Source organism: Pseudomonas sp. SWRI179 (genome assembly GCF_014268705.1).
In the GTDB taxonomy this organism is placed as follows: domain Bacteria; phylum Pseudomonadota; class Gammaproteobacteria; order Pseudomonadales; family Pseudomonadaceae; genus Aquipseudomonas; species Aquipseudomonas zanjanensis.
Window position 1 is genome coordinate 74362 of sequence record NZ_JABWRA010000001.1, and the last position, 14862, is coordinate 89223.

15 protein-coding genes are annotated in these 14862 nt (G+C 61.8%); 13 read left to right on the top strand and 2 right to left on the bottom strand.

Features of this window, described 5'->3' with window-relative positions; all coding sequences use genetic code 11:
* The first annotated feature begins 7 nt into the window (after positions 1–7).
* The 5 genes from HU767_RS00295 to HU767_RS00315 all read left to right on the top strand — a co-directional run bounded on the left by HU767_RS00295 (position 8) and on the right by HU767_RS00315 (position 4646).
* Positions 8–688: a response regulator gene (locus HU767_RS00295; RefSeq protein WP_186705314.1), complete on the top strand. Its 681-nt coding sequence runs from the start codon at positions 8–10 to the stop codon at positions 686–688.
* Positions 685–2019 carry an ATP-binding protein gene (locus tag HU767_RS00300; RefSeq protein WP_186705313.1) on the top strand — a complete coding sequence of 445 codons (1335 nt, stop codon included), beginning with the start codon at positions 685–687 and terminating at the stop codon, positions 2017–2019. Before HU767_RS00295 ends, HU767_RS00300 begins: the two co-directional genes overlap by 4 nt.
* A 284-nt stretch (positions 2020–2303) precedes the next feature.
* Positions 2304–2825 carry a GNAT family N-acetyltransferase gene (locus HU767_RS00305; protein WP_186728148.1) on the top strand — a complete coding sequence of 174 codons (522 nt, stop codon included), beginning with the start codon at positions 2304–2306 and terminating at the stop codon, positions 2823–2825.
* Between the two features lie 96 nt (positions 2826–2921).
* On the top strand, positions 2922–4334 hold the full coding sequence (locus tag HU767_RS00310; RefSeq protein ID WP_186705311.1) for an aspartate aminotransferase family protein: 1413 nt from the start codon (positions 2922–2924) through the stop codon (positions 4332–4334).
* An 84-nt stretch (positions 4335–4418) separates the two neighbouring features.
* Entirely contained in the window at positions 4419–4646 is a 228-nt protein-coding gene (locus tag HU767_RS00315; protein ID WP_018605637.1) for an MbtH family protein, read from the top strand.
* Between the two features lie 121 nt (positions 4647–4767).
* Here the strand turns inward: HU767_RS00315 and HU767_RS00320 are convergent, their stop codons facing one another.
* Positions 4768–5667, bottom strand: coding sequence for a LysR family transcriptional regulator (locus HU767_RS00320; protein ID WP_186728150.1), 900 nt, complete (start codon positions 5665–5667; stop codon positions 4768–4770).
* 103 nt (positions 5668–5770) lie between these two features.
* Here HU767_RS00320 and HU767_RS00325 point away from each other — a divergent pair, with 103 nt between their 5' ends.
* On the top strand, positions 5771–6616 hold the full coding sequence (locus HU767_RS00325) for a type 1 glutamine amidotransferase domain-containing protein (protein WP_186728152.1): 846 nt from the start codon (positions 5771–5773) through the stop codon (positions 6614–6616).
* 133 nt (positions 6617–6749) lie between these two features.
* On the opposite strand, the gene HU767_RS00330 is transcribed toward HU767_RS00325, so the two are convergent.
* Entirely contained in the window at positions 6750–7568 is an 819-nt protein-coding gene (locus tag HU767_RS00330; protein ID WP_003199510.1) for a pyruvate, water dikinase regulatory protein, read from the bottom strand.
* A 184-nt stretch (positions 7569–7752) separates the two neighbouring features.
* Between HU767_RS00330 and ppsA the strand changes: the two genes are divergently transcribed.
* The 7 genes from ppsA to sigX all read left to right on the top strand — a co-directional run bounded on the left by ppsA (position 7753) and on the right by sigX (position 14806).
* The gene (gene ppsA, locus HU767_RS00335) at positions 7753–10128 is read left to right on the top strand and encodes a phosphoenolpyruvate synthase (protein WP_186705308.1); all 2376 of its coding nucleotides are present in this window, start codon (positions 7753–7755) and stop codon (positions 10126–10128) included.
* A 232-nt stretch (positions 10129–10360) separates the two neighbouring features.
* Positions 10361–11350: an alpha/beta fold hydrolase gene (locus HU767_RS00340; RefSeq protein WP_186705307.1), complete on the top strand. Its 990-nt coding sequence runs from the start codon at positions 10361–10363 to the stop codon at positions 11348–11350.
* 125 nt (positions 11351–11475) lie between these two features.
* Complete coding sequence (rraA, locus tag HU767_RS00345; RefSeq protein WP_186705306.1) at positions 11476–11967, top strand: ribonuclease E activity regulator RraA; 492 nt, start codon at positions 11476–11478, stop codon at positions 11965–11967.
* Positions 11968–11992: 25 nt separating this feature from the next.
* Positions 11993–12988, top strand: coding sequence for a zinc transporter ZntB (locus HU767_RS00350; protein WP_186705305.1), 996 nt, complete (start codon positions 11993–11995; stop codon positions 12986–12988).
* Positions 12989–13051: 63 nt separating this feature from the next.
* The gene (locus HU767_RS00355) at positions 13052–13297 is read left to right on the top strand and encodes a hypothetical protein (protein WP_014337331.1); all 246 of its coding nucleotides are present in this window, start codon (positions 13052–13054) and stop codon (positions 13295–13297) included.
* Between the two features lie 2 nt (positions 13298–13299).
* On the top strand, positions 13300–14124 hold the full coding sequence (locus tag HU767_RS00360) for a mechanosensitive ion channel domain-containing protein (protein ID WP_003199523.1): 825 nt from the start codon (positions 13300–13302) through the stop codon (positions 14122–14124).
* A 91-nt stretch (positions 14125–14215) separates the two neighbouring features.
* Positions 14216–14806, top strand: a complete 591-nt coding sequence (gene sigX, locus HU767_RS00365) for an RNA polymerase sigma factor SigX (RefSeq protein WP_003183614.1) — start codon at positions 14216–14218, stop codon at positions 14804–14806.
* Positions 14807–14862 lie beyond the last annotated feature (56 nt).

Consider the following 14862-nt stretch of genomic DNA (forward strand, 5'->3'; position numbering starts at 1 on the left):
GCTTTCCATGCGCGTACTGGTCTGCGAAGACGATGAGTTGATTGCCAGCGGGATCGTTGCCGGCCTCACGGCGCAGGGCCTGACGGTCGAGCACGTGGCCACCGCATCGGCGGCGCGGGCGATGGTCGGCGTGGCGGAGTTCGATGTCATGGTGCTGGACCTGGGATTGCCCGATGAAGATGGCCTCAAGCTGCTCAAGCAATTGCGCCAGCAGGGGCTGGAGACGCCGGTGCTGATCCTCACCGCCCGCGACTCGGTGACCGACCGGGTCGACGGCTTGCAGGCCGGCGCCGACGACTATCTGCTCAAGCCCTTCGACCTGCGCGAGCTTGCGGCGCGCCTGCACACGTTGCTGCGGCGCGTGGCGGGGCGTAGCGTCAACCTGATCGAGCACGGTCGCCTGACTTACGACCCCAGCAGTCGGGAAACCACCCTCGACGGCCAGCCGGTGGATCTGTCCCGGCGTGAGCAGTCGCTGTTGCAGGCACTCTTGCACAGTCGCGGCCGGGTGTTGTCCAGCGAGCAACTCAAGGACAGTGTCTACGGGTTCAACGACGAGCTGGAAAGCAACGCCCTCAACGTCCATATCCATCACCTGCGGCGCAAGTTGGGCAACGGCATTGTCGAGACCGTGCGTGGCCTGGGTTATCGCCTGGGGCCGGCCGACGGCGCAGAGTCCTCCAAGTGATAAGCCTGCGACTGCGCCTGAGCCTGACCCTCGGCGCGGCCTTTGCCCTGATCTGGGCCCTGGCCGCGGCGTGGATGCTCAGTGATCTGCGCAACCAGATGATGTTCTCCCTCGACCAGCGCCTGGTGGCCTCGGCGCGGATGGTGGCCGGGTTGCTGGAGCAACTGCCGCCCTTGCCGACCAAGGGTGACGGCACGCATTTCAGCGCCGAGCAACTGAGCATTCCCGGCGGCATGGCCTGCCAGGTCAGCTCTTTGCGCGGCGAGATCCTGGCCCGCAGCCACGGCACCCCGGAACAGGCCCTGGAAGCCGAAAAAATGGGCTTCCACGACCAGATGATCGACGGCGCGCCCTGGCGCAGCTTCACCCTGGCCCGGGGCGACTTGCGCATCACCACCGCCGACCGCCAGATCGAACGGGAAGCCTTGAACATGTCGGTGTTGCTGGCCGCCTCGGTGCCGGTGGGGGTGGCGCTGCTCGGTTGCCTGTGCCTGTTGTGGCTGGGCATCGGCCAGGGCCTGGCACCGCTCAATCGCATGCGCGATGCGCTGATGCGGCGCAATGCCGATTCCCTGGAGCCCTTGCAGATCCATCCGCTGCCCAGCGAGTTGCAGCCGTTGCTGGAAACCCAGAACCAATTGTTCCAGCGCATCGGCAAGGCCATCGAGCGCGAGCGACGACTGACCGGCGACGCCGCTCACGAACTGCGCAGCCCGTTGACCGCCATCAAGACGCACCTGCAAGTGGCGCGCATGACCGAAGGGGTTGCCCGCGACCAGTCCCTGGCCCGGGCCGAAGAGGGCGCCGACCGCTTGCACCGCACCCTTGAACAGTTGCTGTTGCTGGCGCGGGTCGAAGGCAGCCTGTCGTTCGACGATGGCGTGCACTGCAACGCCGAGCAGGTCGCGCGGTTGGCGATCCAGGACTCTGCCGGCTGTGAGTCCCGGCGCATCAAGCTGCACCTGGCCCCAGGGCTGTCCGACGCACCCGTGCAGATGCCGGCGGTGCTCTCCATTGCCGCCTTGCGCAATCTGCTGGATAACGCCCTACGCCATACCCCGGACGATACCGATGTGGAATTGAGCCTGGAAATGATCGGCCAGCGCGTGCGCTTCCAAGTCCGCGACCATGGCCCCGGCATCGCCGCCGACGACATCCAGCACTTGACCCAGCGCTTCTGGCGCAACGGCCAGAGCACCGGCTGCGGACTGGGGCTGGCGATCGTCCAGGCCATCGTCCAGCGTTGCGGCTGTGGCCTGCATTTCGACAGCCGCCCGGATGGGTTGCGGGTCGAATTGACGATGCCGGTGCAGGCAACCGTTGTTAAGTAGGTGATTGCGTGGCGAGGGAGCTTGCTCCCGCTGGACCGCGAAGCGGGCCCAAATCCGCCGCCGCGGACTACCAGGCTCACTGTGTCCTCTGGCTTTAGGGCTGCTGCGCAGCCCAGCGGGAGCAAGCTCCCTCGCCACAATGAGCCAGGCTAGGTCCCAAGAGCATCGGTAATCTCTCGGCATGGTCGTTGTACATCTGCTGTAACGACCTGCCATTGGCGCACTGGCGTTATCCGGGTCTATGTTTTTTTCAGCTCGACTCAAGGACTGAGGAAAACCGCGCCATGGATACCTTCATTGAAATCTGCACGGCCACGCCCAGCGATGCCGGCATCATCAGCCGGATCGCCGAGCGCTCCATCCGGGTCGGGTGTGCCGCCGAACACCGCAACGATCCCTCTGTCGTGGCCGCCTGGGTGCGCCACAACACCCTCGCGCATATTCGCCCCTGGCTGATCGACCCACGGTTGCGCCTGACCCTGGCACGTTTGCAGGGTCGCCCGGCGGGTGTCGCCATGGCCACGGCCAGTGGCCGGATCGCCTTCTGCTACGTGCAGCCAGAATCCTTCCGCCGGGGTGTCGGCCAGGCGCTGGTGGGAGACATCGAGACCTGGCTGCGCGGGCGCGGGGTGGCCCGGGTGCGCCTCAACAGCACCCGTTCCAGCCAGGCCTTCTATCGACACCTGGGCTTCGAGCAAAGCGCCGAGGCCTTTACCCTTGGCGGGCTCAAGGCCGTCGCGATGCACAAGCCACTAATCGCGCCGACGGCGAAAGTGCTGTCCGAGAGTAAATCCCCCCGTGGCTGATGCGTCTCCACAACAGGAAACCTGCATGTGCGCCCCGACCGGATGCGCACCTGCCCGGTGTGCCGTTTGGGTCACTACCTATTGCGGGGTCGAGAGATGTCAGTCGCCAACAGCCTTATCGAAGCACAGCCGGCGCGGGTCAGCCCCGTGCCGGCCGAGACGCTCTACCAGTTCAATGAGTCGCCGCTGCTGGCTCGCCAGAGTCGGCAGGAGTCCAATGCCCGCAGCTATCCACGGCGGATCCCCCTGGCCCTCAAGCGCGCCAAGGGGTTGTACGTCGAGGACGTCGAAGGCCGCACCTTCATCGATTGCCTGGCCGGAGCCGGCACGCTGGCGCTGGGGCATAACCACCCGGTGGTGATCGAAGCGATCCAGCAGGTGTTGGCCGATGAGTTGCCGTTGCACACCCTGGACCTGACCACGCCGGTCAAGGACCGCTTCGTCCAGGATCTGTTCGGCCTGTTGCCGGCGCCGCTGGCTGCCGAGGCGAAGATCCAATTCTGCGGCCCCACCGGGACCGACGCGGTGGAAGCTGCCCTCAAACTGGTGCGCACCGCCACCGGACGCAGCACCGTGCTGTCGTTCCAGGGCGGTTACCACGGCATGAGCCAGGGCGCATTGAGCCTGATGGGCAGCCTGGGACCGAAGAAACCCTTGGGCGCCTTGCTCAGCAACGGCGTGCAGTTCATGCCGTACCCCTACGATTACCGTTGCCCGTTCGGGCTGGGCGGTGCCGAGGGCGTCAAGGCCAATCTGCATTACCTGGAAAACCTGCTGCACGACCCGGAGGCCGGCGTGCAATTGCCGGCGGCGGTCATCGTCGAGGTGGTGCAGGGTGAGGGCGGGGTCATTCCCGCCGACCTGGACTGGCTGCGCGGCTTGCGGCGGATCACCGAGCAGGCCGGGGTGGCGTTGATCGTCGACGAAATCCAGAGCGGCTTCGGCCGTACCGGCAAAATGTTTGCCTTCGAACATGCCGGGATCATCCCCGACGTGGTCGTGCTGTCCAAGGCCATCGGCGGCAGCCTGCCGCTGGCGGTGGTGGTTTACCGCGATTGGCTCGACACCTGGCTGCCGGGCGCTCACGCCGGTACCTTTCGTGGCAACCAGATGGCCATGGCCGCCGGTTCCGCAGTGATGCGCTACCTGCAAGAGCACGACCTGCCGGCCCATGCCGCGGCCATGGGCGAACGCTTGAGCGAGCACCTGCACATCCTCCAGCGGGACTTCCCGCAACTGGGCGATATCCGCGGTCGCGGGCTGATGCTCGGCGTTGAACTGGTTGATCCGGCGGGCAAGCGGGATGCCCTGGGTCATCCGCCGGTACACGCACAGCTGGCGCCACGCCTGCAACGCGAATGCCTCAAGCGCGGGCTGATCCTGGAACTGGGCGGTCGGCAGGGTAGCGTGGTGCGGTTCCTGCCACCGTTGATCATCACCCGGGCGGAAATCGACCGGGTCGCCGAGATTTTCGGGCGAGCCCTGCAGGCGGCGATCACCGATCGTTAATTTTCACCCGACCCTATACGTTCCTTTCATATCCTGGCTGCGCATGTGACGCAGCGAACCTCGAGCATAGATGGAGAGACACCCATGACTTCAGTATTCGACCGCGAGGACATCGTCTTTCAGGTCGTGGTCAACCACGAAGAACAGTATTCGATCTGGCCAGACTACAAGGCCGTGCCCGAGGGCTGGCGCACCGTTGGCAAGAGCGGGTTCAAGAAGGAATGCCTGGCCTACATCGAAGAAGTCTGGACCGACATGCGCCCGCTGAGCTTGCGCAAGAAGATGGAAGAGCAGGCGGCAGTGCTTAACTAAGCCGATATGGAATGCTCTTTTGTGGGAGCGGGCTTGCTCGCGAAGGCGGTCTGTCAGTTAGCCAATTATTGCCTGACACGCCGCCTTCGCGAGCAAGCCCGCTCCCACATGTTGCGTGTGTTCAAGATTCACCCATCAGAAAATCAATCAACGCCCGTGCCGCCGCTGGCAATTGCCGATGGGGCGGGTAGATGATTGAAAACGGTCGGCTGCGCCCGCCAACGTCTTCCAGCAACACCACCAGTTCCCCGCGCTCGATTCGCTCCCGGACGATGAATTCATAGGTCTGGCAGATCCCCATCCCGGCCTGGGCCAGGGACACGATGCCCAATACATCGTCGGACATCTGGACATTGCCCGCCGGCAGCCATTCCCGATCTTGCTGGTTTTCGCGAAATAGCCAAGGTGCGATGCGTCCGCTGCTGGGCATCACGAAGGGCAGGCAGGCGTGGGCCGCCAGTTCATCGACGTGCCGGGGCGTTCCGGCGCGTGCCAGGTAGTGCGGCGCGGCCACCAGGCAAAGGCGGGCGTCTTCGAGCTTGCGGCCGACCAGCCCGCTGTCCGGCAATGGCCCGAGGCGGATCGCCAGGTCATACCCCTCGGCCACCAGATCGACATTACGGTTGGTAATGCTCAGCTCGACCCGAACCTGTGGAAAAGCCTGGATGAAACGCGACAGCAGCGACGGCAGGCGGTAATGGCCGTAGGTGGTCGGCACGCTCAGGCGCACGCGACCGCTCAGGACGCCGTCCTGGCCTTGGATTCGCCGCTCCGCATCGTCAATCAGGGCAAAGGCCGAGCGCGACTGTTCCAGGTACAACGTGCCGGCATCGGTGAGGTTCAGCCGCCGGGTCGTACGACGCAACAGTTGCACGCCGAGCCGGGCTTCGAGGCGGGAGATGGCGCGGCTCAGGACCGAAGGCGTGGTTCCCAGCGCCACGGCGCCAGCGCTGAGAGTGCCTTTTTCCACGACCGTGACGAAGGCTTCCACGTCGGCCAGATGATCGAATCGACGGGGCATTGTTGCCTCCAGAGGCCAGGTGATGTTCCGGGCAGCCAGTTTATCGCCGCTAAGCGCATCAATACAGTGAGCGCATCTTTTATCGAAGCGTCCTGGAGTCATCATGAAAAAACTCACTACCTTGGCAACGTCTGTCGTTCTGGCAGGCATCAGCGTCGCGGCCCATGCCGATAACGTGCTGGTGGTCCTGTCGGACGCCGATCATCTGGACCTGAAAAATGGCCAGGTCTTCTCCACCGGGTTCTACCTCAACGAATTGCTGCAACCGGTGAAACTCTTGCTGGAGGCGGGTCACCAGGTGACGTTCGCAACGCCCGAGGGCAAGGCGCCGACGCTGGACCGTTCCTCGGTGGACAAGATGTATTTCAACAATGACTCGGCGGAGCTGGAGCGTTACCAGGCGTTGTTGGGGCAGTTGAAGATCACGTCGGCCAAGGACTCACCGGTGATCAGCCTGGCCCGTGTCGAGCAGATCGGCCTGGACCGGTTCGATGCCCTGTACATCCCAGGCGGGCATGCACCGATGCAGGATTTGCTCACGAGCGCGCCGTTGGGGCGGGTGCTGACGCATTTTCATGACCAGGGCAAGACCACCGCGCTGGTCTGCCATGGCCCGATCGCGTTGCTGTCGACCATGACCGATGCCCAGGGCTTCGTTGGCCAGTTGGCAGCCAAAGGCCAGGCCTCGGCCAAGGCCGGCTGGATCTATGCCGGGTACAAGATGACGGTGATCAGCAATCAGGAGGAAGAATTGGCCAAGGGGCTGCTAGGTGGCGGGAGCATGAAGTTCTATCCGCAGAATGCGTTGGAGCAGGCGGGCGGCCAATACAGCAGCAACACATCACCCTGGACGTCCCATGTGGTCATGGATCGTGAGTTGATCACCGGCCAGAACCCGGCGTCGGCGCTGGAGGTGGGGAAGGTGTTGGTCAAGCGGTTGAAACATTGATCCACCAAACACCGCAACCCCTGTGGGAGCGGGCTTGCTCGCGAAGACGGCGGAGCAGTCAACATTGATATTGCCTGACACACCGCTTTCGCGAGCAAGCCCGCTCCCACAGGTTTTATGGTGTACCTGAGGTTTACTTGAACCGCCGTTCCACCCCTTTCTCCACCAGAATCTTCGCGGAAATCTCTTCCACGGAAAAATGCGTGGAGTTGATATGGGGAATGTTCTCCCGCCGGAACAGGTTTTCCACCTCGCGCACTTCGAATTCGCACTGGGCGTAGCTTGAATAACGACTGTTGGGCTTGCGCTCGTTGCGGATCGCGGTGAGGCGGTCCGGGTCGATGGTCAGGCCGAACAGCTTGTGCTGGTGGGCGCGCAGGGCGCTGGGCAGTTGCAGGCGCTCCATGTCGTCTTCGGTCAGCGGATAGTTGGCCGCGCGGATGCCAAATTGCATCGCCATGTACAGGCACGTCGGTGTCTTACCACAACGCGACACACCCACTAGGATCAGGTCGGCCTTGTCGTAATAATGCGTGCGGGCGCCGTCATCGTTGTCCAGCGCGAAGTTGACCGCCTCGATCCGCTCCATGTAGTTGGAGTTGTGGCCGATGGAATGGGACTTGCCGACCGAGTAGGAAGAATGCTCGCTCAGTTCCTGTTCCAGGGGCGCCAGGAAAGTGGAAAAAATGTCGATCATGAAACCATTGGACGTTGCGAGAATCTCACGGATGTCCTGATTGACGATGGTATCGAAGATGATCGGGCGGAAACCGTCGGTTTCGGCGGCTTTATTGATTTGCTGTACCATGGCCCGCGCCTTGTCGACGCTGTCGATGTACGGACGTATGAATTTGGCGAAGGTAATGTTTTCGAACTGTGCCAACAGGCTTTGGCCTAGCGTTTCGGCCGTGATGCCGGTGCCGTCGGAGATAAAGAAAGCAGATCGTTTCATTTGCGCCTTGGGCCTTAAGCTAGTGAGCTAGTGACGATTCTTGGATATGATAGGCGCGATTTGCCGGCCACCATTGGCCCGCATTCTCACTTATTTTCCAGGTCCAGGCCATATCGCCGGCAAGCGCTCCCCTGGAGCCGCCGGTGCCTTGAGCTTTTCCAACACAGTTAGTGGAGAGATCACCTTGGTAGAGTACGTAGTTTCCCTCGATAAGCTCGGCGTCCATGATGTGGAGCATGTGGGGGGCAAGAACGCATCCCTGGGCGAGATGATCAGCAACCTCGCCGGTGCCGGCGTATCGGTGCCAGGTGGCTTCGCCACGACCGCCCAGGCTTATCGTGATTTCCTGGAACTGAGCGGCCTGAACAAGCAGATCCACGATGCGCTCGATGCCCTGGACGTCGATGACGTCAATGCCCTGGCCAAGACCGGTGCCCAGATCCGCCAATGGATCATGGAAGCCGAGTTCCCCGAGAAACTGAACGCCGAGATCCGTACCGCTTTCGCCAAGCTGTCCGAAGGCAATCCCGACATCGCCGTCGCCGTGCGTTCCTCGGCCACCGCCGAAGACCTCCCGGATGCCTCCTTCGCCGGCCAGCAGGAAACCTTCCTGAACATCCGTGGCGTGGAAAACGTCATCCGTGCCGCCAAGGAAGTCTTCGCCTCCCTTTTCAACGACCGTGCCATTTCCTACCGCGTGCACCAGGGCTTCGACCACAAATTGGTCGCCCTCTCCGCGGGTGTGCAGCGCATGGTCCGCTCCGAAACCGGCACCGCCGGCGTGATGTTCACCCTCGACACCGAGTCGGGCTTCCGTGACGTGGTGTTCATCACCGGCGCCTACGGCCTGGGTGAAACCGTCGTGCAAGGCGCGGTGAACCCGGATGAGTTCTACGTTCACAAAGGCACGCTGCAAGCCGGTCGCCCGGCCATCCTGCGCCGCAACCTGGGCAGCAAGGCCATCAAGATGATCTACGGCGACGAAGCCAAGGCCGGTCGCTCGGTGAAGACCGTCGACGTGGACAAGGCCGAGCGCGCGCGTTTCTGCCTGACCGACGCTGAAGTCAGCGAGCTGGCCAAGCAGGCGATGATTATCGAGCAGCACTACAAGTGCCCGATGGACATCGAGTGGGCCAAGGACGGTGACGACGGCAAGCTGTACATCGTGCAGGCCCGTCCGGAAACCGTGAAGAGCCGCACCCAGGCCAACGTCATGGAGCGCTACCTGCTCAAGGAAACCGGCACCGTGCTGGTGGAAGGCCGGGCCATCGGCCAGCGCATCGGCGCGGGCAAGGTGCGGATCATCAAGGACGTCTCGGAGATGGATAAGGTCCAGGCCGGCGACGTATTGGTATCCGACATGACCGACCCGGACTGGGAACCGGTGATGAAGCGCGCCAGTGCCATCGTCACCAACCGCGGCGGGCGTACCTGCCACGCGGCGATCATCGCCCGTGAACTGGGAATCCCGGCAGTGGTCGGTTGCGGCAACGCCACCCAACTGCTCAAGGACGGCCAGGGCGTGACCGTTTCCTGCGCCGAAGGCGACACCGGCTACATCTTCGAGGGCGAACTGGGCTTCGACATCAAGAAGAACTCCGTGGACGCCATGCCGGAGCTGCCGTTCAAGATCATGATGAACGTCGGCAACCCGGACCGCGCCTTTGACTTCGCGCAGTTGCCGAACGCCGGCGTGGGCCTGGCCCGCCTGGAGTTCATCATCAACCGCATGATCGGCGTGCACCCCAAGGCACTGCTGAACTACGACGGCCTGCCCCAGGACATCAAGGACAGCGTCGACAAGCGCATTGCCGGCTACGACGATCCGGTCGGTTTCTACGTCGAGAAACTGGTGGAAGGCATCAGCACCCTGGCGGCGGCGTTCTGGCCGAAAAAGGTCATCGTGCGCCTGTCGGACTTCAAGTCCAACGAATACGCCAACCTGATCGGCGGCAAGCTCTACGAGCCGGAAGAAGAGAACCCGATGCTGGGCTTCCGGGGTGCGTCGCGCTACATCAGCGAATCGTTCCGCGATTGCTTTGAACTCGAATGCCGCGCCCTCAAGCGCGTGCGCAACGAGATGGGCCTGACCAACGTCGAGATCATGGTGCCGTTCGTGCGGACCCTGGGCGAAGCGAGCCAGGTGGTTGACCTGCTGGCGGAAAACGGCCTGGCCCGTGGCGACAATGGCCTGCGCGTGATCATGATGTGCGAGCTGCCGTCCAACGCCATCCTGGCTGAAGAATTCCTTGAGTTCTTCGACGGTTTCTCCATCGGTTCCAACGACCTGACCCAGCTGACCCTGGGCCTGGACCGCGATTCCGGGATCATCGCCCACCTGTTCGACGAGCGGAACCCGGCGGTCAAGAAGCTGCTGGCCAATGCCATTGCCGCCTGCAACAAGGCTGGCAAGTACATCGGCATCTGCGGCCAGGGCCCTTCGGACCACCCGGACCTGGCCAAATGGCTGATGGAGCAGGGCATCGAAAGCGTTTCGTTGAACCCGGACTCCGTGTTGGAAACCTGGTTCTTCCTGGCCGAGGGGCAGGCTGCGGTCTGATCGAGTGAAGGGGCCTGATCGACTAAAGCCCGTCAGTTAGTCGCAGAACCTGTGGGAGCGGGCTTGCTCGCGAAAGCGGTGCGTCAGACAACATCCATGTTGACTGTTCCGCCGTCTTCGCGAGCAAGCCCGCTCCCACAGGGGGCTCAACTGATGGGCATTATCCGGGCCCCTTTTGATTGAAGTAGGGCGGGCTCCACAAGGAAGCCGCCCTTTTTTGTGCAAGAAGATTATGCAAAGCAGCAGCAACCTCTTTCCTGTCGCCCTGATCAGCGCCGAGCGGCGCGGTGATCTGAGCGAAGACGTCTATCGCTTGAAACCCGGCAACAGCCCGGACGCCAGCGTCGAACTGGCCGTCACTCGGCTGGGCATGGCTGATCCCGGCGAAACCCGTGGTGTCCCGGTGATTTTGTTGCACGGCAGTTTTTCCAACCGGCGTTTCTGGTATTCGCCCAAAGGCCTCGGCCTGGGCGCCTACCTGACGCGCCTGGGATTCGATGTCTGGATTCCCGAAATGCGCGGCCATGGCTTATCCCAGCGTAACCAGGGTTATCGCCACAATCGGGTGGCTGACTACGCCCGTTACGACCTGCCGGCCATCGGCGCCTTCGTGCGTGAGCAGAGTGGGCAAGTGCCTCACTGGATCGGTCATTCCCTGGGGGGCATCACCCTGGCGGCAGCCTTGGGCGGCCACTACCTGGGCGAGCCCGCGGTGGCATCCGCGGCGTTTTTCGGCACCCAGGTCAGCCGCACCTACTGGCCGCTGAAGATTCCGCCGGTGGAATGGAGCGGCCGCTTCATCCTCAAGCGCTTTGCCCAGTTGTCCGGTTCAAGGCTCAAGCGCGGCCCCGAGGACGAGCCCATTGGCCTGGCCCTGGAAAGCATGCGCTGGTACGGCCTGTTCGGGCGTTTCGGCGATGCCGAGAAGAACTGGTGGGCCGGTTTGGCCGATGTTCAGTTGCCGGTGCTGGCGGTGAGTGCCGCCGGCGATCACCAGGACCCGACTTGGGCGTGCCGCAAACTCTTCGATCAGATCGGTTCCACGCACAAGCAGTTTGTCTGCCTGGGTCGAGGACAGGGTTTCACTGACGATTTCGGTCACGTCGAGATGCTGGTCAGCAAGGCCGCCCACCTTGAGGTCTGGCCGTTGGTGGCGCGCTGGCTCGAGGATCAGCAGGCGCCCTTGCTGGGTGAACAGCCGCAGTTGGCCGAGGCGGTTTGAGGCGAAGGCTCTGACAAGGGCATTTCGCTCTGGTCTGCTTGCGGCTAAGATATGACGCTTCAAGCGGTTCCGGTCACAAACGGTTGCCATTCAATCTGACGTTCCAGCCTTTCAGGAGTTGTTCGATGAACCATTACCTCACGCCCGACCTGTGCGACGCCTACCCGGAACTGGTGCAGGTGTTGGAGCCGATGTTCAGCAATTTCGGTGGCCGCGATTCCTTCGGCGGCGAAATCGTGACCATCAAGTGCTTCGAGGACAACTCGCGGGTCAAGGAGCAGGTTGAACTCGATGGCAAGGGTAAAGTGCTGGTTGTGGATGGCGGCGGGTCGCTGCGCCGGGCCCTGCTGGGTGACATGTTGGCCGAGAAAGCGGCTAAGAATGGCTGGGAAGGCCTGGTGATCTACGGCTGCATCCGCGACGTCGACGTCATCGCCCAGACCGACCTCGGGGTCCAGGCCCTGGCCAGCCATCCGATGAAGACCGACCGGCGTGGTGTCGGCGAGCTCAATATAGCAGTGACCTTTGCCGGCGTGACGTTCCGCCCGGGCGAGTATGTCTATGCCGACAACAATGGCGTGATCGTTTCGCCAAGCCCACTGAAGATGCCTGAATAAAGTACCGCAGCCATAAGGGATGAGGATGTTCGAGGAAGAAAACGCGCAATGGGGGCTGGTGCATGCCCTGGTGCTGGACGGTAAAGGCGGCGCGCGTTCCATAGCCCGGACCGAACTCGACGATTTGCAGCTGCTGCCCCACGAAAGCCTATGGCTGCACTGGGATCGCAGTCATCCGCAAACCCACACCTGGCTGCGCAAATCCAGCGGCCTGAGCGAATTCAACTGCGACCTGCTGCTGGAAGAGAATACCCGGCCGCGGTTGTTGCCGTTGCCCAACGCCGAACTGCTGCTGTTCCTGCGGGGAATCAACCTCAACCCGGGCGCCGAGCCTGAAGACATGGTCTCGGTACGGATCTTCGCGTCCGCCCAGCGGGTGATCTCCCTGCGTCTGCGACCGTTGCGCGCCACCGATGAACTGTTGGCGCAACTGGCCGAGGGCAAGGGGCCCGAGAACGCTTCCGAACTTATCCTTTATATGGCGCAATACCTCACCGACAAGGTGCAGGACCTGGTCACTTGCCTCTCGGAAATCGTCGATGGCGAGGAAGAAAAACTCGACGCCGACGAACGGTATGCTCCCGAGCATGACGCCATTTTGCACATCCGTCGAAGGGCTGCCGGACTCAAGCGATTCCTGGCGCCACAGCGAGATATCTTCGGCCAGATGTCGAGGATCAAGTTGCCCTGGTTCGTCGAGGACGATGGCGACTATTGGAACGAATTGAACAACAGCCTGACCCGTTATCTCGAAGAGCTGGAATTGACCCGAGAGCGCGTGGGGCTTGTGCTGGAGGCCGAAGACCGGCGCCTGTCGGTGCGCATGAACCGCACCATGTACCGCTTCGGCATCATCACCGGGATTTTCCTGCCGATGAGTTTTCTCACCGGCCTTTTAGGTATCAACGTCGGTGGCATTCCGTTTTCCGAAAGCCCCTACGGTTTCATGGTCGCGTGCCTGCTGATGATCTGCGTCGCGACGGGGCAGTGGTGGTTGTTCCGCCGTTTGCGCTGGGTGTGATGGGGTTTCATGTGACCCGACGAAATGTGATCGCGTCTTCCACAGACATCACGAGAGGTGCGTATGCACGATCCGTTTGAACAGTCTTTGCGCGACATGCTCAAGGCTTCGCCGTCCAGCCGGGACGACGACGCATGCTTGGGGCGTGTACTGAAAACCGCCAACCGCCAGGTTGGCGCGGGGGATCTGTTCAGCCTGCTGGGCCGCTGGTTGCCCGCGCTGATGATCGCCCTGAATAATGGATCGGCCCATGTCTCGCCGGTTTCCCGCCGTAAACCTGTTACTCGCACCGCTGATAAGGCTGATTGAATATGGAACTTGATCTCTGGACCCAGAGCCTCGTCACGGCAATGACTGCGTTGTGGACCAAGGTAGCTAACTTCATCCCGAACCTCTTCGGCGCGCTGGTGGTGCTGTTGCTGGGTTTTGTCGTGGCCAAGTTGCTGGACACGCTGCTGTCCAAGCTGCTCGCCAAGCTGGGTCTCGATCGCCTGATGGGCGGCACCGGCCTGACCAAGCTGCTGTCCCGTGGCGGCATCCAAGTGCCGATCTCGACCCTGGTCGGCAAGATCGTGTACTGGTTCGTATTGCTGATTTTCCTGGTTTCCGCAGCAGAATCCCTTGGCCTTGAGCGAGTTTCGGCTACGCTCGATATGCTCGCATTGTATTTGCCGAAGGTTTTTGGTGCCGCGCTGGTATTGCTGGTCGGTGTCCTGCTGGCGCAACTGGCCAATGGGCTGGTGCGCGGTGCGGCCGAAGGCGTCGGGCTGGATTACGCCGCTGGCGTGGGGCGTATCGCCCAGGGGCTGGTGATTATCATCAGTATTTCGGTGGCGATCAGCCAGTTGGAGGTCAAGACTGACCTGCTCAACCATGTGATCGTGATTGTATTGATAACCGTTGGTCTGGCGGTTGCGCTGGCAATGGGATTGGGAAGCCGGGAGATCGCCGGTCAGATTCTTGCGGGAATCTATGTGCGTGAATTGTATGAGGTTGGGCAACAAGTGCGTGTTGGCGAGGTCGAAGGCCAGATCGAAGAGATCGGCACGGTGAAAACCACATTGCTGACCGAGGAGGGCGAGTTGGTGTCGCTTTCCAATCGGATCTTGCTGGAACAGCATGTGAGTAGCCGCTAACCCGGCAAATCCTGCTAATGTATGCCGCCGCGAAATGCCTGCTAGCCCAGGCTCCGGCGCACATTGACCTAGACTGTCGGCCCGACTTGTTTTGAACAAACCCCAATCGCTATCCACGCGCTACGACCCCCGTGATCTCTCCGATGAGGAGTTGGTCGCGCGCGCGCATACGGAGCTGTTTCACGTAACACGCGCCTATGAAGAGTTGATGCGTCGTTACCAGAGAACTTTATTTAACGTTTGTGCGCGCTATCTCGGGAACGATCGTGATGCTGACGATGTCTGTCAGGAGGTGATGTTGAAGGTGCTGTATGGCCTGAAGAACTTCGAGGGGAAATCGAAGTTCAAGACATGGCTTTATAGCATCACGTACAACGAATGCATCACGCAGTATCGCAAGGAACGGCGAAAGCGTCGCTTGATGGACGCGTTGAGCCTGGACCCTCTCGAGGAAGCGTCGGAAGATAAGGCGCCCAAGCCCGAGGAAAAGGGTGGACTCGATCGCTGGCTGGTCTATGTAAACCCGATCGACCGGGAAATTCTGGTGCTACGATTTGTCGCAGAGCTGGAATTCCAGGAGATCGCAGACATAATGCATATGGGTTTGAGCGCGACAAAAATGCGTTACAAGCGCGCTCTTGACAAATTGCGTGAGAAATTTGCAGGCATTGCTGAAACTTAGTTCGGCGCAAATATCTCTTACGTGTAGGCAAGTTCTGATAGACTTGCCGCCGAGTT